Origin of the sequence: Microbacterium sp., from assembly GCF_049650565.1 — a bacterium.
Lineage (GTDB): Bacteria > Actinomycetota > Actinomycetes > Actinomycetales > Microbacteriaceae > Microbacterium.
This window is the reverse complement of record NZ_JBASAK010000015.1, coordinates 15,281-34,039: the sequence shown is the minus strand read 5'-3', so window position 1 is coordinate 34,039 and position 18,759 is coordinate 15,281. Positions and strand designations below refer to the sequence as shown.

The 18,759-nt window shown below is 68.3% G+C and carries 15 protein-coding genes and 2 riboswitches; of the genes, 13 read left to right on the top strand and 2 right to left on the bottom strand.

Going from position 1 to position 18,759, the window contains the following annotated elements; genetic code table 11:
* Nucleotides 1–107: 107 nt before the first annotated feature.
* The 11 genes from WA967_RS02305 to WA967_RS02255 all read left to right on the top strand — a co-directional run bounded on the left by WA967_RS02305 (nt 108) and on the right by WA967_RS02255 (nt 14,107).
* Nucleotides 108–1,442, top strand: a complete 1,335-nt coding sequence (locus WA967_RS02305; protein ID WP_424419280.1) for an extracellular solute-binding protein — start codon at nt 108–110, stop codon at nt 1,440–1,442.
* A 95-nt stretch (nt 1,443–1,537) separates the two neighbouring features.
* Complete coding sequence (locus WA967_RS02300) at nt 1,538–2,509, top strand: carbohydrate ABC transporter permease (protein ID WP_424419279.1); 972 nt, start codon at nt 1,538–1,540, stop codon at nt 2,507–2,509.
* Entirely contained in the window at nt 2,506–3,417 is a 912-nt protein-coding gene (locus tag WA967_RS02295) for a carbohydrate ABC transporter permease (protein ID WP_424419278.1), read from the top strand. The genes WA967_RS02300 and WA967_RS02295 overlap by 4 nt, the downstream gene beginning before the upstream one ends.
* 63 nt (nt 3,418–3,480) lie before the next feature.
* Nucleotides 3,481–3,574: riboswitch (glycine riboswitch) on the top strand.
* Nucleotides 3,575–3,687, top strand: a riboswitch (glycine riboswitch).
* Nucleotides 3,688–3,734: 47 nt separating this feature from the next.
* Nucleotides 3,735–4,868 (top strand): glycine cleavage system aminomethyltransferase GcvT, encoded by a 1,134-nt coding sequence (gene gcvT / locus WA967_RS02290; RefSeq protein WP_424419277.1) that lies wholly within the window; start codon nt 3,735–3,737, stop codon nt 4,866–4,868.
* On the top strand, nt 4,865–5,242 hold the full coding sequence (gene gcvH, locus WA967_RS02285) for a glycine cleavage system protein GcvH (protein ID WP_424419276.1): 378 nt from the start codon (nt 4,865–4,867) through the stop codon (nt 5,240–5,242). Before gcvT ends, gcvH begins: the two co-directional genes overlap by 4 nt.
* Before the next feature lie 56 nt (nt 5,243–5,298).
* Nucleotides 5,299–8,139, top strand: a complete 2,841-nt coding sequence (gene gcvP / locus WA967_RS02280; RefSeq protein ID WP_424419331.1) for an aminomethyl-transferring glycine dehydrogenase — start codon at nt 5,299–5,301, stop codon at nt 8,137–8,139.
* A 180-nt stretch (nt 8,140–8,319) separates the two neighbouring features.
* Nucleotides 8,320–9,972: a peptide ABC transporter substrate-binding protein gene (locus tag WA967_RS02275; RefSeq protein ID WP_424419275.1), complete on the top strand. Its 1,653-nt coding sequence runs from the start codon at nt 8,320–8,322 to the stop codon at nt 9,970–9,972.
* Nucleotides 9,973–10,052: 80 nt separating this feature from the next.
* Entirely contained in the window at nt 10,053–10,985 is a 933-nt protein-coding gene (locus WA967_RS02270; protein ID WP_424419274.1) for an ABC transporter permease, read from the top strand.
* Nucleotides 10,972–11,913: an ABC transporter permease gene (locus tag WA967_RS02265; RefSeq protein ID WP_424419273.1), complete on the top strand. Its 942-nt coding sequence runs from the start codon at nt 10,972–10,974 to the stop codon at nt 11,911–11,913. Before WA967_RS02270 ends, WA967_RS02265 begins: the two co-directional genes overlap by 14 nt.
* Nucleotides 11,910–13,556 carry an ABC transporter ATP-binding protein gene (locus tag WA967_RS02260; RefSeq protein WP_424419272.1) on the top strand — a complete coding sequence of 549 codons (1,647 nt, stop codon included), beginning with the start codon at nt 11,910–11,912 and terminating at the stop codon, nt 13,554–13,556. Before WA967_RS02265 ends, WA967_RS02260 begins: the two co-directional genes overlap by 4 nt.
* Entirely contained in the window at nt 13,556–14,107 is a 552-nt protein-coding gene (locus WA967_RS02255; protein WP_424419271.1) for a PH domain-containing protein, read from the top strand. The genes WA967_RS02260 and WA967_RS02255 overlap by 1 nt, the downstream gene beginning before the upstream one ends.
* A gap of 108 nt (nt 14,108–14,215) precedes the next feature.
* Here the strand turns inward: WA967_RS02255 and WA967_RS02250 are convergent, their stop codons facing one another.
* Complete coding sequence (locus tag WA967_RS02250; RefSeq protein ID WP_424419270.1) at nt 14,216–15,019, bottom strand: CPBP family intramembrane glutamic endopeptidase; 804 nt, start codon at nt 15,017–15,019, stop codon at nt 14,216–14,218.
* A 120-nt stretch (nt 15,020–15,139) separates the two neighbouring features.
* On the opposite strand from WA967_RS02250, the gene typA reads away from it, so the two are divergent.
* Together typA and WA967_RS02240 are read left to right on the top strand one after the other, a co-directional pair.
* Nucleotides 15,140–17,056 carry a translational GTPase TypA gene (typA, locus tag WA967_RS02245; RefSeq protein WP_424419269.1) on the top strand — a complete coding sequence of 639 codons (1,917 nt, stop codon included), beginning with the start codon at nt 15,140–15,142 and terminating at the stop codon, nt 17,054–17,056.
* A 290-nt stretch (nt 17,057–17,346) separates the two neighbouring features.
* The gene (locus WA967_RS02240; RefSeq protein WP_424419268.1) at nt 17,347–18,207 is read left to right on the top strand and encodes a phospholipase; all 861 of its coding nucleotides are present in this window, start codon (nt 17,347–17,349) and stop codon (nt 18,205–18,207) included.
* Between the two features lie 3 nt (nt 18,208–18,210).
* On the opposite strand, the gene WA967_RS02235 is transcribed toward WA967_RS02240, so the two are convergent.
* Nucleotides 18,211–18,756, bottom strand: coding sequence for a helix-turn-helix domain-containing protein (locus tag WA967_RS02235; RefSeq protein WP_424419267.1), 546 nt, complete (start codon nt 18,754–18,756; stop codon nt 18,211–18,213).
* Nucleotides 18,757–18,759 lie beyond the last annotated feature (3 nt).

The following is an 18,759-nucleotide window of genomic DNA, read 5'->3' as shown; positions in this document are numbered from 1 at the left end:
TCGATTTCATTTGTTAGGTTACTGTCCTAACAAACTCCTGAGGCGGCTCGACTCACCCGAACCGAGGCACCCCCTCCTGCAGTGCAGCATCGAGAGGAAACACAGCAATGAACCGAACCGGAAAGCGCGGCCTCGCGCTCAGCGCACTCGCGGGGGCCTCCGCTCTCGCCATCGCCCTGACGGGCTGCTCCAGCAGCGGCACCGGCGCGAGTGGGGAGGCCAGCGGCTTCGACACCGGGGCCACGAAGAGCCAGGACATCACGTTCTGGGTGATGGGCGGTGACACGCCCGAGGAGCTCCGCGACTACCTCGTCAAGGAGTACAAGAGCGCGACCGGCGGCACGCTGACGATCACGCAGCAGGACTGGGGCGACGCCCTGACCAAACTGACCAACCAGCTGCCCGACAGCAAGAACACCCCCGATGTGACCGAGATCGGCAACACCTGGTCGCCGACCTTCACCACCGCCGGCGCCTTCACCGACCTGTCGCCGATCTACCAGGACCTGGGCGGCGACAAGCTGCTGAAGTCGTTCGTCGACGTCGGCACGGTCGACGGCAAGCAGTACGCCCTGCCGTACTACTTCGGATCGCGCTACATCACCTACCGCAAGGACATCTGGCAGGCCGCAGGCCTGTCCGTCCCGACCACCCTCGCCGAGTTCAACGCCTCGGTCGCCAAGCTGAAGACCGCCGGCCAGTCGGGCTTCTACATCGGCGGTCAGGACTGGCGCAACGGCGTCTCCTGGATCTTCGCCAACGGCGGAGAGCTGGCGAAGAAGAGCGGTGACAAGTGGGCCTCCTCGCTGTCCGACGCGAAGAGCCTCGAGGGGCTTCAGCAGTTCCAGGACCTGTTCGAGAACGCGTCCGACGCTCCCGTGACCGAGAACGACTCCACGCCGTGGGTCAACATCAACAACGACAAGAACGGCGCCGCCCCGACGGCCGCCACGATCATCGCACCCGGCTGGGCGCACTGGTCGGTGGGCGACTACACCGGCGACAAGGACGGCAAGGAGGTCCGCGAGTGGAATGACGCCACCTTCGGCGTCTTCCCGCTGCCCGGTGTCGAGGCGGGCTCGGTCGCGCCGGTCTTCGCCGGCGGATCCAACATCGCGATCTCGGCGAAGAGCACCAAGCAGGCCGGAGCCAAGGAGCTGCTGCGCATCATCTTCTCCGATGAGTACCAGCAGATGCTCGGCAAGAACGGCCTGGGTCCGGCGAACACCGACTTCGTCAGCTCGCTCGGCGACGACCAGTTCGCGAAGGCGCTCATCGACTCCGCTCTGGACTCCAAGCTGACCCCGGCCGCTCCCGGCTGGGCGGCTGTCGAGGGTCAGAAGATCCTCGAGGAGTTCTTCGGCAAGGTCGCGGACGGCGGTGACGTGAAGGCTCTGGCGAAGGAGTACGACGCCAAGATCGACGCCATCATCAACGGCTGACGCCGTCTCGCGGGGGCCGGATCCCGCATCCGGTCCCCGCATCTTCGTCCGCAGAGCAGATCCCGAGCGCGCAGCGCGACGGGAAGGGGAGCAGCATGACCTCCACCGCAGTGCCCGAGAAGGCGCGGTCGCCGAAGCAGGCCGCCGCCGCGAAGCGGGTCGATGAGCCCCGCCGTCGGCGGAGCTGGGCGCCGTACGCGCTGATCACCGGCGCCACTCTCGTCCTGGTGCTGGGAATGGGCTATCCGGTCGGGTGGCAGATCGTCACATCGTTCCAGAAGTACGGCGCGCTGCAGCAGCTGGGTGGCAAGGCGCCTGATTTCGTGTGGTTCGCGAACTACATCACCATCTTCCAGAACGCCGCGTTCTGGGAGGTCACCATCCGCTCGGTGCTGTTCTGCCTCATCACGGCGTCCATCACCGTCGTCATCGGGGTGCTGCTGGCCCTGCTCATGACGCGGATCCCCGCCGCCCTCCGGTTCATCCTGCAGATCGCCCTGCTGCTGGCCTGGGCCATGCCGGTGATCGCGGCCATGACCGTGTGGATCTGGCTGTTCGACCGCCGTCGCGGTGTGATCAACTACCTCATCGATCTCGTCCCCGGCGTCGACATCGGCGACTTCAACTGGATCGGCTCCTCGCCCCTGCTGTTCTTCATCGTCGCGGGGATCATCATCACGTGGATGTCCGTGCCCTTCGTGGCGTTCTCCGCCTACGCCGGGCTCACCCAGGTCTCGGGCGAGGTGCTCGAGGCCGCGCAGCTGGACGGCGCGGGCGCGTGGGCGCGCTTCCAGCACATCATGTACCCGGTGCTCAAGCCCGTGATCGCCATCGTGCTGCTGCTGAACCTGATCTGGGATCTGCGCGTGTTCGCGCAGATCACCCTGCTGCAGGATGCCGGACCCAAGGCCACCTCGTACGACCTGCTGGGCACCTACATCTACAAGACCGGCGTCGCCGGCATGGACTTCGGCGGGGGAGCGGCCATGTCGATCGTGGTGCTCGCCATCACCATCGCGCTGAGCTGGTTCTACGTGCGCAGCCTCATCAAGGAGGAGTCCGAGTGACCACCGCAGTCGACACCCCGATCGAACAGCGCGCACAGCCCGCGGCGGTGCCAGGGCCGCGGAGGATCCCCTCCCACCGGCGCCGCTTCCGTCCGAGCACCTGGCTGTACAGCATCCTGTCGCTGATTCTGGCGGCGGCCTGGGCCTTCCCCGTCTACTGGATGATCAACTCGTCCCTGCTCTCCTCGGCCACGCTGGAGTCCGCGACCCCGACGTTCCTCCCGATCGGCGGGTCGCTGCGCAACTTCGCCAAGGTGCTCAGTCCGGACTTCTTCTCGGCGCTCGGCGTGAGCGTCTCGGTCACGCTGCTCTCGGTCGCGGTCTGTCTGGTCTTCGCGTTCCTCGCCTCAGTCGCGATCAGCCGCTTCAGGTTCAAGGGCCGCGTCAGCTTCATCGTCACGATCCTGCTCATCCAGATGCTTCCGGCCGAGGGCCTGTTCATCGCGCAGTACAAGATGATGTCGGGCCTCGGGCTGCTCAGCAACGTGCTGGGCCTGAGCATCCTCTACGTCGCCGCCGTCGTGCCGTTCACCATCTGGATGCTGCGCGGCTTCGTCGCCGGCGTGCCGGCCGAACTGGAGGAGGCCGCCATGATCGACGGGCTCAGCCGCACCCAGGCGTTCATGCGCATCACGTTCCCGCTGCTCGCGCCCGGCCTGGTCGCCACCGGCGTCTTCGCGTTCCTGCAGTGCTGGAATGAGTTCACCGTCGCGCTGGTCATCATGGAGAACAACCGCACCCTGCCGCTGTGGCTGCGCGGGTTCGTGCAGCAGAGCGCCACGCAGGCCATCGACTGGGGCCAGGTGATGGCGGCGTCCACCATCGTCGCCCTCCCGGTGATCGTGTTCTTCGTGATCGTGCAGGGCAGGATGACCAGCGGACTGGTCTCCGGCGCCGTGAAGGGCTGACTGTTTCCGGCGCTGAACCGGTATGCTCTTCAATTGCAGTGCCCACAACAGAACACAGGCCGTACGACGTGTGCGGGAGAGCCCGGTGCGCGCAGCCGGGCACCGAAGGAGCAAGCCTCCCCGCCAATCTCTCAGGTACCCCCACCGCCCGCGTCGGGCCGCTCTGAAAAGTGACTCCTCAGCGAGTCCGCCGACGGTGAAAGCCTCCCTCCAGCTCTGTGAGCCGGAGGCGAAGGCGAAGCTCTCAGGCCCGATGACAGAGGGGGAGTTCCGAGGATGCCGATGATGTCGTCCTGCAACCCGACCGGGAGAACTCCGTGACCGACACGCCCCTATCCGATTCCGCGGCAGAGCCGCGCTACACGCCGCTCCGCGCGCGCCATGAGGCGCTCGGGGCATCCTTCACCGATTTCGGCGGCTGGCAGATGCCGGTGCGCTACACCTCCGATCTCGCCGAGCACCGTGCCGTGCGCGAGGCCGCGGGCATCTTCGACATCTCGCACATGGCCGAGTTCACCGTGCGCGGCCCCGAGGCGGCGGACTTCCTCGACTATGCGCTGGCCGGGCGGCTCTCAGCCATGAGCATCGGCAAGGCCAAGTACTCGCTGCTGCTCACCGAGCACGGCGGGATCGTCGACGACGTGATCGTCTACCGCCTGGCCGACGACGACTTCCTCATCATCTCCAACGCCGGCAACCGCGACGCCGTGCGCGAAGCGCTCAGCGCCCGCACCGCAGGCATCGACGTGACCGTCGTGGACGTCTCCGACGACTACGCGCTGATCGCCGTCCAGGGCCCCGCGGCGGAGAGCATCCTCACCGGCGTCGCCGGCATCGCGGACGTCAGCGTGCCGTGGGCCGAGCAGAAGTACTACGCCTGGGCGAACGCCGCCTTCAACGGCAGGCCGCTGCTGCTGGCCCGCACGGGCTACACCGGCGAGGACGGCTTCGAGCTGCTGGTCGCGGCCGCCGACGCCGAGGCGCTGTGGGATGCCGTGCTCGACGCCGGCGCGGAGCAGGGCCTCGTGCCGTGCGGCCTCGCCGCGCGCGACACGCTGCGTCTGGAAGCCGGGATGCCGCTGTACGGCCACGAGCTCTCGCTGGACACCAAGCCCGCGCAGGCAGGACTGGGCCGCGTGGTCGTGACCGAAAAGGAGCGCTTCGTCGGCAAGGGCGCGACAACGCCCGCCGAGGGGTCACGCGTGCTCGTCGGCCTCACGGCCGAGGGGCGCCGCGCCGGCCGCGCCGGTTACGACGTGGTGACCGAGGACGGCAGCGCCGTCGGCGAGATCACCAGCGGCGCCCTGAGTCCGACGCTCGGCCACCCCATCGCGATGGCCTACGTCGACCCCGCCTTCTCCACGGGGGAGACCCCGCTGTTCCTCGACGTGCGCGGGACCAGGATCTCCGCGACCGTGACCGCCCTGCCTTTCTACCGGAGGAAGAAATGACCGATCTGACCGCACTGAAGTACAGCGAAGAGCACGAGTGGGTTGCACTCGACGGCTCGACCGCCACCATCGGCATCACCGACTACGCCGCTGACGCCCTCGGCGACATCGTGTTCGTCGAGCTGCCCGCCGTCGGCACCGCGCTCAGTCGCGGCGACGTCTTCGGCGAGGCCGAGTCCACCAAGTCGGTCTCCGAGCTCTACGCCCCGGTCGCCGGCACCGTCACCGAGATCAACGAGGCCGTGGTCGACGACCCGGCGCTGCTGAACTCGTCGCCGTTCGAGGAGGCCTGGCTGGTGAAGATCGAGGTCGCCGACGGCGCACTGGACGGCCTGCTGGACCGCGACGGCTACACCGCGATCACGGAGGGCTGAGAGTGGCCTCCTTCGCCGATCGTCACATCGGGACCACCGCCGGCGCGCAGCGGCAGATGCTCGACGCGCTCGGGGTCTCGTCCGAGCTCGAGGAGTGGAGTCCGGTCGAGACGCTGATGCGTCAGGCCGTACCGGCATCCATCTTCACCGACCCTTCGACAGGCTCAGGGACCCAGTCCTCCGCCATCCCCGCCGCGGCCAGCGAGGCCGAGGCGCTCGCCGAGCTGCGCGCGCTGGCCGACCGCAACACCGTCAACCGGCCGATGATCGGCCTGGGCTACTACGGCACCTTCACCCCCAGCGTGATCCAGCGCAATGTGCTGGAGAACCCGTCCTGGTACACGGCCTACACGCCCTACCAGCCGGAGATCTCGCAGGGGCGCCTGGAGGCGCTGATCAACTTCCAGACCATGGTCACCGACCTCACCGGGCTGACGACGGCCAACGCGTCGATGCTCGACGAGTCGACCGCGGTCGCCGAGGGCATGCTGCTGGCGCGCCGCGCCTCGAAGGCGAAGACCGCGGTGTTCGTCGTCGACGCCGACGCGCTCCCGCAGACCAAGGCGCTGCTGCGCACGCGGGCGGATGCCGTGGGCGTCGAGCTCGTCGAGCGCGATCTGGCCGGCGGCGAGGACCTGCCCGCCGAGCTGTTCGGCGTGTTCGTGCAGTACCCGGGAGCCTCGGGGCGCGTGTGGGATCCGACCGCCGTGATCGACGCCGCGCACCTCGCCGGCGGCATCGCCGTGGTCGCGGCCGACCTGCTGGGCCTGACCCTGCTGCGCTCGCCGGGCTCGATGGGCGCCGACGTCGCCGTGGGCACCTCGCAGCGCTTCGGCGTGCCGATGGGCTTCGGCGGACCGCACGCCGGCTACATGGCCGTTCGCGCAGGCCTCGAGCGTCAGCTGCCGGGCCGCCTGGTCGGCGTCTCGCAGGATGCGGTGGGCTACCCCGCCTACCGGCTGGCGCTGCAGACCCGCGAGCAGCACATCCGCCGTGAGAAGGCCACCTCGAACATCTGCACCGCGCAGGTGCTGCTGGCCGTGATGGCCTCGATGTACGCGGTCTACCACGGGCCGGACGGGCTGCGCGCCATCGCCGCCGAGGTCGCGGCCAAGGCCGCGCTGCTGCGCGACTGGCTGGTGGAGGCCGGCGCCGAGATGGTCCACGATGCGTTCTTCGACACGCTCAACGTGCGGGTCGCCGACGCGGCCGCGCTGGTCGATGCGGCGCACGAGGCCGGCATCCTGCTGCGCCTGGTCGACGACACCACCGTCGGCATCGCCGTGGACGAGACCACCGCCATCACCGACCTGCACCGCGTGGCGGTGCTGTTCGGCGGCAAGGAGGAGCGCGTCTTCGGCCTGTTCGGCGCCGGCTCCACCGGCGCGCTGCCCGAGGCCCTGCTGCGCGAGGACGAGTACCTCACGCACCCGGTGTTCCACACGCACCACTCCGAGACCGCCATGATGCGTTACCTCAAGCAGCTGGCCGATCGTGACTACGCGCTGGACCGCGGCATGATCCCGCTGGGCTCGTGCACCATGAAGCTCAACGCAGCCACCGAGATGGCAGCCATCACCTGGCCCGAGTTCGCCCAGCTGCACCCGTTCGCTCCCGTGGACGACGTGGCGGGGTCCCTCGCCATGATCGACCAGCTCGAGGCGTGGCTGGCCGAGGTCACCGGCTACGACGCGGTGTCGCTGCAGCCCAACGCCGGCTCGCAGGGCGAGCTGGCGGGTCTGCTGGCCATCCGCGGCTACCACCACGCGAATGGCGACGAGCACCGCACCGTGTGCCTGATCCCGTCCTCCGCGCACGGCACGAACGCGGCATCCGCCGTGCTCGCCGGCATGAAGGTCGTCGTGGTGGCCACCGACGAGCTCGGCAACGTCGACCTGGGCGACCTGCGCGCCAAGATCGAGCAGAACGCCGAGAACCTCGCCGCGCTCATGATCACCTACCCGTCCACGCACGGCGTGTACGAGGAGCAGGTGGTCGAGATCACCTCCGCCGTGCACGCGGCCGGCGGTCAGGTGTACGTCGACGGTGCCAACCTCAACGCGCTGCTCGGCTATGCCCGCTTCGGCGACCTGGGGGGCGACGTGTCGCACCTCAACCTGCACAAGACCTTCGCCATCCCGCACGGGGGCGGCGGACCGGGCATCGGCCCGGTGGCGGCCAAGGCGCACCTCGCGCCGCACCTGCCCGGCCACCCGCAGGCGCAGAAGGACGTGCACGCCGGCGGCTACGTGTTCTCCGGCGGTCCGGTCTCCGGAGCTCCCTACGGCTCGGCGGGCGTGCTGCCCATCTCGTGGGCGTACGTGCGCATGATGGGCGCCGACGGGCTGAGGGACGCGACGGCTGCCGCCGTGCTCTCGGCCAACTACATCGCCGCGCGCCTGACCGACCACTTCCCGGTGCTGTACACCGGTGAGCAGGGTCGCGTCGCGCATGAGTGCATCCTGGACCTGCGCCCGCTGAAGGAGGCCACCGGCATCACCGTCGACGACGTCGCCAAGCGGCTGATCGACTTCGGCTTCCACGCGCCCACCATGTCGTTCCCCGTTCCGGGCACGCTCATGGTCGAGCCGACCGAGTCGGAGGACCTGGGCGAGCTGGACCGGTTCATCGAGGCCATGATCATGATCAAGGCGGAAGCGGATGCCGTGGCAGCCGGCCGCTGGCCGCATGACGACAATCCGCTGGTGAACGCACCGCACACCGCGGCCTCGCTGATCGCGGGGGAGTGGACGCACGCGTACACCCGCGAGGAGGCCGCGTACCCCGTGCGAACCCTGGTGGCGACGAAGTACTGGCCGCCGGTGCGCCGCATCGATCAGGCCTACGGCGACCGCCACCTGGTGTGCGCCTGCCCGCCGATCGAGGCGTTCGCCTGAGAACGCTCCCAGCCGAATCGCTCCGCCTCTGATTCCGGGTGGCGGGCGGTTCGGTTAAGACGTCATAACAGTTCGACCCCTGATTCTGCGCCGGGGACATCCGGCGCTTAGGATCGAAGCCATGCGCCGTCCTCGCAGACGAGGTCGGTACGTCGCTCTGAAGTCCATAGGAGGACACAAGTGAAGCGCAACAAGATCGCACTCGCCGGTGCGGCACTTCTGGTGGCGGGCATCACAGCCCTCGCCGGATGCTCGTCGGGCTCCAACCCGAAGCCGTCGAGCGACACCGGTTCCAACGCGAACATCGACCCCACGGCGATCATCTCGGCCAACGGCTCCGAGCCGCAGAACCCGCTGATCCCCACCAACACCAACGAGACCGGCGGCGGCAAGATCCTCGATGCCATGTTCGCGGGCCTCATCGGCTACGCGGCCGACGGCTCGGTCTACAACGACGTCGCCGAGAGCATCAAGGTCGACGACCCGCAGCACCTCACGGTCAAGCTCCGCAAGGGCGTGAAGTTCACCGACGGCACCGAGGTCAAGGCCGACAACTTCATCAAGGCGTGGAACTACGGCGCCCTGGCCGCCAACAAGCAGCTCTCCAGCTACTTCTTCGAGGACATCGAGGGCTTCGTCAGCACCGATGAGGTGTATGGCTCAGAAGGCGATCTGTCGGGCCTGAAGAAGGTTGACGACTACACCTTCACGATCGCGCTGAACAAGCCGGCCTCCGACTTCGCACAGCGCCTGGGCTACTCGGCCTACTTCCCGCTGCCCGACTCCGCCTTCAAGGACATGAAGGCGTTCGGTGAGCACCCGATCGGCAACGGCCCGTACAAGCTCGCCGGCGCCGACGCGTGGCAGCACAACGTGGGCATCAACCTGGTCAAGAACCCCGACTACGACGGCCCGGCTAAGGCGAAGAACGGCGGCCTGAACATCAAGTTCTACGCCTCGCAGGATGCGGCCTACGCCGACCTGACCGGCGACCAGCTCGACGTGCTGGACGCCATCCCGGACTCCGCATTCGCGACGTTCGAGTCGGACCTGGGCAAGCGCGCCGTGAACCAGCCCGCCGCCATCTTCCAGTCCTTCACCATCCCGGAGCGTCTGAAGCACTTCAGCGGTGAAGAGGGCCAGCTGCGTCGTCAGGCGCTGTCGATGGCCATCAACCGCGACGAGATCACCAAGGTGATCTTCGAGGGCACCCGCACCCCGGCCAGCGACTTCACCTCGCCGGTCATCGACGGATGGTCCGACTCGCTCAAGGGCGCCGACGTCCTGAAGTTCAACGAGAAGAAGGCCAAGGAGCTGTGGGCAGAGGCTGACAAGATCAGCCCGTGGGACGGCAAGTTCCAGATCGCTTACAACGCTGACGGCGGCCACCAGGCCTGGGTCGACGCGACCGTGAACTCGATCAAGAACGTCCTCGGCATCGACGCCTCCGGCGCTCCGTACCCGACGTTCAAGGAGCTGCGCTCCAAGGTCACCGACCGCACCATCGAGACCGCCTTCCGCACCGGATGGCAGGCTGACTACCCGGGTCTGTACAACTTCCTCGGACCGCTGTACGCGACCAACGCCGGTTCCAACGACGGTGACTACTCGAGCCCCGAGTTCGACAAGCTGCTCTCCGAGGGCATCTCGGCGACCGACCCGAAGGAAGCCAACGCCGACTACCAGAAGGCTCAGGAGGTTCTGCTGAAGGACCTGCCCGCCACGCCGCTGTGGTACTCGAACGTCGTCGGTGGCTTCGGCAAGAAGGTCAGCAACGTGAAGTTCGGCTGGAACTCCGTGCCGATCTACTCCGAGATCACGAAGTCCAAGTGATCCGCTGAGTCGAACGGGGCGGTGGTGACTCCACCACCGCCCCGTTTACTCTGCTTCCGAAACGAAAAAGGAGGTCGAGGGTGGCGTTCTACATCCTCCGACGGATCCTGCAGGCCGTCCCCGTGTTCTTCGGCGCGACCCTGCTGATCTATTTCATGGTCTTCGCGATGCCCGGCGACTCCATCGCCGCGCTCTTCGGCGACCACCAGCCGAGCCCGGCTCTGATCGACCAGCTGCGTGCGCAGTACCACCTCGACCAGCCGTTCATCGTGCAGTACTTCTTCTACATCACGGGCATCTTCCGGCTCGACTTCGGCACGAGCTTCTCCGGCCAGCCCGTCATCGAGGTGTTGTCCAGGACGTTCCCCGTCACCCTGCGACTGGCCGTCATGTCGGTCGCCATCGCCTTCGTCCTGGCGATCATCATCGGCCTGTTCTCGGCACTGGGCAAGGACGGCGTCTTCGACAACTCGATGCTCGTGCTCGCGCTGATCTTCGTCGCCCTGCCGATCTTCGTCCTCGCGTTCCTCGCCCAGTACTTCCTGGCCATCCAATTGGGGTGGTTCAGACCCACGGTGGGCGCCGACAACGACTGGGGCGATCTCTGGCTCCCGGCCATCGTGCTGGGGTTCAGCGTATACGCCACCAGCATGCGGCTCACGCGCTCGTCGACCATCGACACCCTCAATCAGGACTGGGTGCGCACCGCGTACAGCAAGGGCCTGCCCCGCCGCCGGGTGATCCCGGTGCACGTGCTGCGCAACTCGCTGATCCCGATGGTCACCGACCTGGGCACCGTGTTCGGCGTCCTCATGGTCGGTGCGACCGTCACAGAGGGCATCTTCAATGTGCCGGGCGTCGGCAACACGCTGTACCAGGCGATCATCCGCGGCGAGAACCCCACGGTGGTGTCGTTCGTCACCGTGTTCGTCGTCGTCTACGTGTTCATCAACATCGTCGTGGACCTGCTCTACGGCCTGCTCGATCCGAGGATCCGCTATGTCTCCAATTGACTCGAACAGCGAGCACTACGTCGCTCCGGTGGAGACGACCTCGGTGCGAGTCGATGTCGTCCGCATCGATGACAAGCCCAGCAACCTGTGGCTGGACGCCTGGCGCGACCTGCGGCGGCGGCCCGTGTTCTGGGTGTCGACGGCGTTCGTCCTCCTCGTGATCGTCGCCGCATTCGCCCCGACCCTGTTCACCAGCGTCTCGCCCACCGACGGCTGCACGCTCGCCAACAGCAACGGCGGGCCCAAGGCCGGCCACATCATGGGCTTCACCAGGCAGGGCTGCGACGTATACGCCCGCGTGGTCTGGGGCACCCGCACCTCGCTCATCGTCGGCGTGCTGGCGACGGTCATCGGCACGGTCATCGGCGTCGTGATGGGAGCCTTCGCCGGCTTCTACGGCGGTTGGCTGGACTCGCTGCTGTCACGCGTCGGCGACATCTTCTTCACGATCCCCTACATCATCGCCGCGGTGGTGGTGATGTCGGTACTGCCCGACCGCAACGTGTTCGTGCTGGCTTTCGCCATCGGCGGCTTCGCGTGGGCGGGCACGGCGCGCATCATGCGGGCCGAGATCCTGCGCGTCAAGCAGGAGGACTACGTGATGGGAGCCGAAGCCGTGGGCCTCTCGCGGTTCCAGACTCTGGTGGTACACGTGCTGCCCAACTCGATGGCCCCGGTCATCGTCGTGGCGACGCTGAGCCTGGCCGGGGCCATCGTGGCCGAGTCGGTGCTCGCCTTCCTCGGTGTCGGCCTCTCCGGCGTCATGTCGTGGGGCCTGGACATCAGCCAGGCGCAGACCAGCATCCGCACCGCTCCGATGGCCCTGTTCTGGCCGTCACTGGCGCTGACGCTGACCGTGCTGGCATTCATCACTCTCGGCGAGCTGCTGCGCGACGCCGTCGACCCGAAGGCGAGGGCCCAGCGATGAGCGCACCGCTTCTGACCGTCCGCGACCTGAAGGTCGCCTTCCGCAGCGGCAAGACGTCGCGCGAGGTGCTGCACGGCGTCAGCTTCGACATCTTCGCCGGTGAGACGCTGGCCATCGTGGGCGAGTCCGGTTCGGGCAAGTCGACGACGGCTGCAGCCATCATCGACCTGCTTCCCGGCACCGGCACGGTGACCGAGGGCAGCATCCACCTCGACGGCACCGACCTGACCAAGGCCGGCCGCTCGCAGATGGAGCACATCCGAGGACGGGACATCGGCTACGTGCCGCAGGACCCGATGTCGAACCTCAACCCGGTGTGGTCGATCGGCTTCCAGGTGAAGGAGGCCGTCCGCGCCAACGGGCTGGCGCAGGGCCGCAAGCAGGTGCACGACCGTGCCGTCGAGGTGCTCGTGCAGGCAGGCCTGAGCGACGCCGCGCGCCGCATGCACCAGTTCCCCCACCAGTTCTCCGGGGGGATGAAGCAGCGCGCGCTGATCGGGATCGGCCTGGCGGCCGACCCGAAGCTGCTGATCGCAGACGAGCCCACCAGTGCCCTGGACGTGACCGTGCAGCGGGTGATCCTCGATCACCTGGCTTCGCTGACCGCCGAACGAGGCACCTCGGTGCTGCTGATCACGCACGACCTCGGTCTGGCCGCAGAGCGCGCGGACCGCATCCTGGTGATGAATCAGGGCGAGATCGTCGAGGCCGGGCCCAGCGTCACGATCCTGACCAACCCGCAGCACCCGTACACCCAGCGGCTGGTCGCCGCGGCTCCCAGCCTGGCGTCCAAGCGCATCGGCGCGGACGTGCACGAGTCGGCGCCCGTCGACCCGAGCATCCCTGCGGTGGTCGAGGTGAAGAACCTCGTCAAGGATTACTCGATCCGCACGGGCGGGCTGCGCTCGGAGCAGTTCCGGGCGGTCGACGACGTGTCGTTCACGATCCAGCGCGGCACGACGCTGGCACTGGTGGGCGAGTCCGGCTCGGGCAAATCCACGGTGGCGAAGATGCTGCTGCAGTTGGAGAAACCCACCTCGGGCGATGTGTTCATCGACGGGCAGTCGGCCGTGGGGATGTCGCGCGCCGACATCTTCAAGCTGCGCCGACGCATGCAGCCGGTGTTCCAGAACCCCTACGGCTCGCTGGACCCGCTGCGCAGCATCGGCAGCCTCATCACCGAGCCCCTCGAGGTGCACCACGTGGGCACGAAGCAGGAGCAGCACCAGCGCGCGCTGGAGCTGCTGGAGAAGGTCGCCCTGCCGCGTGAGCTGGCCTGGCGCTACCCGAACGAGCTCTCCGGCGGTCAGCGGCAGCGCGTCGCGATCGCCAGGGCACTCGCCCTCCGTCCTGACATCATCGTGCTGGACGAGGCCGTCTCCGCTCTCGACGTGCTCGTGCAGGATCAGATCCTGCACCTGCTCTCCGACCTGCAGCACGAACTCGGACTGACGTACCTGTTCATCACGCACGACCTCGCGGTCGTGCGCGTCGCGGCCGACTTCGTCTGCGTCATGGAGAAGGGTCGCATCGTCGAGCAGGGCACGGTCGACGACATCTTCAGCAACCCCGCCGAGGAGTACACCCGGCGACTGCTGGATGCCATCCCCGGCGCCGACCTGCCGCTGGGCGGCGTGAGCTGATGGTCACCGCACGACCGCCCCGGGCGTTCCGCGCGACCGGGGCGGTCGTGCTGTTCGGGCTGTGCGCGGTGATGGCTGTCGTGCTCCTCGGCGATGCTGTGGTGCGGTCGGGCCCGGCGAATGCCGCCCTGCTCGCGCCGTGGCCCCTGCTGGTGGTGTGGGGCGTGTACGTGGTGGGCGTCGCCTCGGACGTGCGCGCCGACGCCACGGGTGTGCGCGTGCAGAACCTGCTCCGGCGCACGTGGGTGCCGTGGGGCAGGGTGGACAGGATCTCGATGCGCTGGCAGCTCGAGTTCGCCCTCTACGGCGGGGAGGTGCTCAGCAGCTTCGGCGGACCGGCGCGGTCGCGCCCCCGGCGCCTCGGCCCCGGCGGTGAGAAGGAGCGCGAGAACGCCGACGAGGAGGACGGCATCGCCGCCCTGCACCGGCTGCGCTCCGAGTCGCAGACGGACCGCGATGCCGTGATCGTGCGCGGCTGGGACTGGATATCGCTCGTCATCGGCCTCGCACTGGTGGTGTGGGCCGTCAACGCGGTCGCCGTCACGCACTGACGCGGGCCCCTCGACGAGCTCAGGTCCCAGCGGAATGGGCCGCTGGGCCTGTCGAGGCCTCACGGGGTCGCCGGCGGAATGGGTCGCTGGGCCTGTCGAAGCTCCGCCTCAGCTCGGCGTCCCGAACAGCGCCGGCCACAGAGCCGCTGCCCATGGGTACCCGACGAACGCTGCGGCGTCGATGAGGAAGTGCGCCACGAGGAACGGCAGCAGCCGGCCTCCGCGAGCGAACAGCCAGCCGAACAGCATCCCCATCGCGAAGTTCCCCACGAACGCACCCGGCCCCTGGTACAGGTGATAGCTGCCGCGCAGCAGGCTGGTGGCCAGGACGATCGGCCAGGTGCCCCAGCCCAGCTGCCGCAGTCGGCGGAACAGGTAGCCCAGCACGACGAACTCCTCCTGCACGGCCGCGCGCGCAGCCGACAGGACCAGGATCGGCACCGTCCACCAGTACGCGTTCAGGCCGCCGGGATCGACCGCGACGAACAGACCCAGTGCGCGGCCCAGCAGGTACAGGCCGAGGCCGGGGATGCCGATGGCCAGCACCAGCAGCACACCTCGGCCGATGTCGCGGCCGTACCGCGTTCCGCCCATGCCCAGCAGCGCCAGGTGCGGGCGGTGCGACTGCCACAGCAGGAAGCACACCAGCAGCACGGGGACGACCGCGAAGCCGATCGAGAGCAGCTGGTAGATGAGGTCGAAGACCTCCCTGCTGCTCTGCGAGGGGTTCAGCGTCGCAGTCTGGTCGGCCAGGGGAGTGCTCGAGGTGAACCGGTAGGCCAGCTGCACGATCGAGTAGATGGCGGACTGGCCGAGCCCCAGTGCCAGCACGATGGCGATCTCCCACCACAGCCGCGCGGGGGCAGCGGGCCGGTACTCCGTGCCTGGTTCCTGAGCCTGCCTGTCGATCACGATCTCGATGCTAGGGCCTGCTTTCAGGAACGCGCTGGCAGCCTGCGCTATTCTGGAACGTCAGCCCTGTGTCCGTTGCGGGCGACGAATCCACATCTCCCACTCCTTAGGACTTCTTGAATGGCGCACGCCCTCCGCTCTGACCTTCGAAACGTCGCGATCGTCGCACACGTCGACCACGGCAAGACCACGCTCGTCGACGCCATGCTCCGTCAGACCGGCTCCTTCGGCGAGCACGCGCACGTCGAGGACCGCGCCATGGACTCCAACGACCTGGAGCGCGAGAAGGGCATCACGATCCTCGCCAAGAACACGGCGATCACCTACAAGGGCATCCACACCGACACGCCCATCACCATCAACGTGGTGGACACCCCCGGTCACGCCGACTTCGGCGGCGAGGTCGAGCGCGGCCTGTCCATGGTCGACGGCGTGGTGCTGCTGGTGGATGCCTCCGAGGGCCCGCTGCCGCAGACCCGCTTCGTGCTGCGGAAGGCGCTCGAGGCCAAGCTGCCCGTCATCCTGCTGGTGAACAAGACCGATCGTGCCGACGCCCGCATCGCCGAGGTGGAGGCCGAGGCGCAGGACCTGCTGCTGGGCCTGGCATCCGACCTGGTCGACGACGTTCCCGACCTCGACGTCGATGCGCTGCTGGACGTGCCCGTGGTCTACGCCTCGGGTCGTGCCGGCGCAGCATCCCGCAACCGCCCCGCCAACGGCGAACTGCCCGACAACGACGACCTCGAGCCGCTGTTCGAGGCCATCCTCGAGCACGTGCCGGCGCCGTCCTACGACGACGAGGCCCCACTGCAGGCGTGGGTCACCAACCTCGACTCCTCCTCGTTCCTGGGCCGTCTGGCTCTGCTGCGCGTCTTCAACGGCACGCTCAAGAAGGGCCAGACCGTGGCCTGGGTGCGTCAGGACGGCACCACACAGAACGCGCGCATCACCGAGCTGCTGATGACCAAGGCGCTGGAGCGCTTCCCGGCCGAGTCCGCGGGCCCCGGCGACATCGCCGTGATCGCGGGCTTCCCCGACATCATGATCGGCGAGACCATCGCCGACCCCGAGGACGTGCGCCCGCTGCCGCAGATCCACGTCGACGAGCCGTCGATCTCGATGACCATCGGCACGAACACGTCGCCGCTGGTCGGCAAGGTCAAGGGCCACAAGCTCACCGCCCGCATGGTCAAGGACCGCTTGGATCGCGAGCTGGTCGGCAACGTGTCGCTGCGCGTGAACGAGATCGGACGTCCCGACGCGTGGGAGGTGCAGGGTCGCGGCGAGCTGCAGCTGGCCATCCTCGTCGAAAACATGCGCCGCGAGGGCTTCGAGCTCACCGTCGGCAAGCCGCAGGTCGTCACCCGCAAGATCGACGGCAAGGTGCACGAGCCCTACGAGCACCTCACCGTCGACGTGCCCGAGGAGCACCTCGGCGCCGTCACCCAGTTGATGGCCAACCGCCGCGGCCGCATGGACAACATGATCAACCATGGCACCGGGTGGATCCGCATGGAGTTCATCGTGCCGGCGCGCGGGCTGATCGGCTTCCGCACGGAGTTCCTCTCCATCACCCGCGGCACCGGCATCGCCAACGCCATCGCGTACGGCTACGACGAGTGGGCCGGCTCCATCGTGGCCCGCCAGAACGGGTCCATCGTGGCCGACCGCGCGGGCGTCGCCACCCCGTTCGCCATGATCGCCCTGCAGGAGCGCATGTCGTTCTTCGTGCGACCGACCGAGGAGGTCTACGAGGGCATGGTCGTGGGCGAGAACTCCCGCGCCGATGACATGGATGTGAACATCACCAAGGAGAAGAAGCTCACCAACATGCGCTCCTCCACGGCCGACACGTTCGAGTCGATGACCCCGCCGCGCATCCTGTCGCTGGAGGAGTCGCTGGAGTTCGCCCGCGAGGACGAGTGCGTCGAGGTGACCCCGGATGCCGTCCGCATCCGCAAGGTCGTGCTCGACCAGACCATCCGCGGCCGTGAGGCGTCGCGCCTGAAGCGCCAGGACGCCAACGCCAACGCCTGACGCCCTGTTCTCGAGACCCCTTCCGGATCGCGGCCCTGGCGGGCCACGACCCGGGAGGGGTCTCGGCGTTCATGCCGGAGGTCGCCTGCGGGAAAGATAACGAACCCATAACACATGTTCTTGGGAGCGGAGCATCCGGATTCCCACGAACCAGCCACGGAATGTCCAGGTCCGTGGCATGTTCCGCCCAGGCGGGGCTGGAATGCTCGGAACTCGTGCCCGGGCAGTACGCTCCCGATGAGCGAGCCCCTGATGGGACCGGGCCGACGACGACCCGAAAGTCGAACCCCATGCTGGATACCCTCAACACCCGTGCGTCCCGTCGGGTGAGCGCTGCTTCGTCCGCCCACTCGGCCCTGCGCCGCCCCCTCATCGGCCTCGCCGTCGGTGCGGTGCTGGCAGGCATCGCCGCGACCGGCGTCATGGCCGCACCCGCGCTGGCCGCCCCCAGTGCCAAGGACGTGCACAAGGCCGCCGTCGTGGAGCAGGACGGCCGCATCGCGCTGACCAACGCCGTGGCGCTGAACCACGTCGTCGAGCAGTCCGGTCTGCAGACCCCCTCCACCTTGACGGAGGTGAGCGTCGCCACCCTCACCCGCGACGTGAAGGCCATCGCCGGAGCGGATGATGCCAGTGCCGAGCAGCTGGCGGATCTCACCGAAGACGTCATCCGCAGCACCGTGCGCGTGCAGCAGGGCACTGCGGCGCTGCAGAACGAGCTCAGCGAGGCGAAGGACGCCCAGGCCGCCGAAGAGGCGGCCAAGCAGGCGGAGGCTGAGCGCATCGCTGCGGAGCGGGCGGCTGAGCAGCAGCGCCAGGCCGCGGCTGCACTGGCGGCTGCCAACACTCCGGACGGCGCGAAGGCCACCGCACGCCGGCTCGCGGCCGACCGCTACGGCTGGGGTGAGGGGCAGTTCGCCTGCCTGTCGAGCCTCTGGAACAAGGAGTCCAGCTGGAACTATCAGGCCTACAACCGCAGCGGCGCCACCGGTATCCCCCAAGCGCTGCCCGGCAGCAAGATGGCCAGTGCCGGCGCCGACTGGCGCACCAACGCGGCCACGCAGATCTCCTGGGGTCTGGACTACATCAAGCGCGCGTACGGCTCGCCCTGCGCGGCGTGGTCGCACTCCCGCGCCGTGAACTGGTACTGATCGTCATCGCAGCTCGCTGATCAGCACGGCGCTGGTGCCGGTCTCCCGTGCCTCGAACAGGTGCGGGGCGTCTCCCGGGTACGACAGGTAGTCGCCCGGATGCAGCAGCTCGGGCTGGTCTGCGGGGCCGATCAGCGCTTCGCCGCTGATGAGTACCACGTGCTCGGTGGTGCCGTTGCGGTGGGGGAGCGAACGGCGGGGCTCGCCGAGCTCGGCCTGGATCAGGTAGATGTCGCGCCGCGTTCCCGGTGCCGCGGCCGAGAGGAGCGTCGCCAGGTAGGGGGAAGCCGCCGAGGGCACGCCCGCATGATCGCCGAGGCGGATCAGCCGCGGAGCTGCCGTGCGCTCGTCCACGAGGGTCGAGAAAGGAATGCCGAGGGCATCGCCGAGCGCCCACAGCGTCTCCACGCTGGGGTTGGCGGCCCCTGTCTCGAGCTGCGACACGGTCGCCTTCGAGACCCCCGCCCGCCGGGCCAGCTCCGACACCGAGATGCCGGCGGCCTCGCGCTCGCGGCGCAGGGAATGGGCGATGCGTTCACGCAGATCCATGTG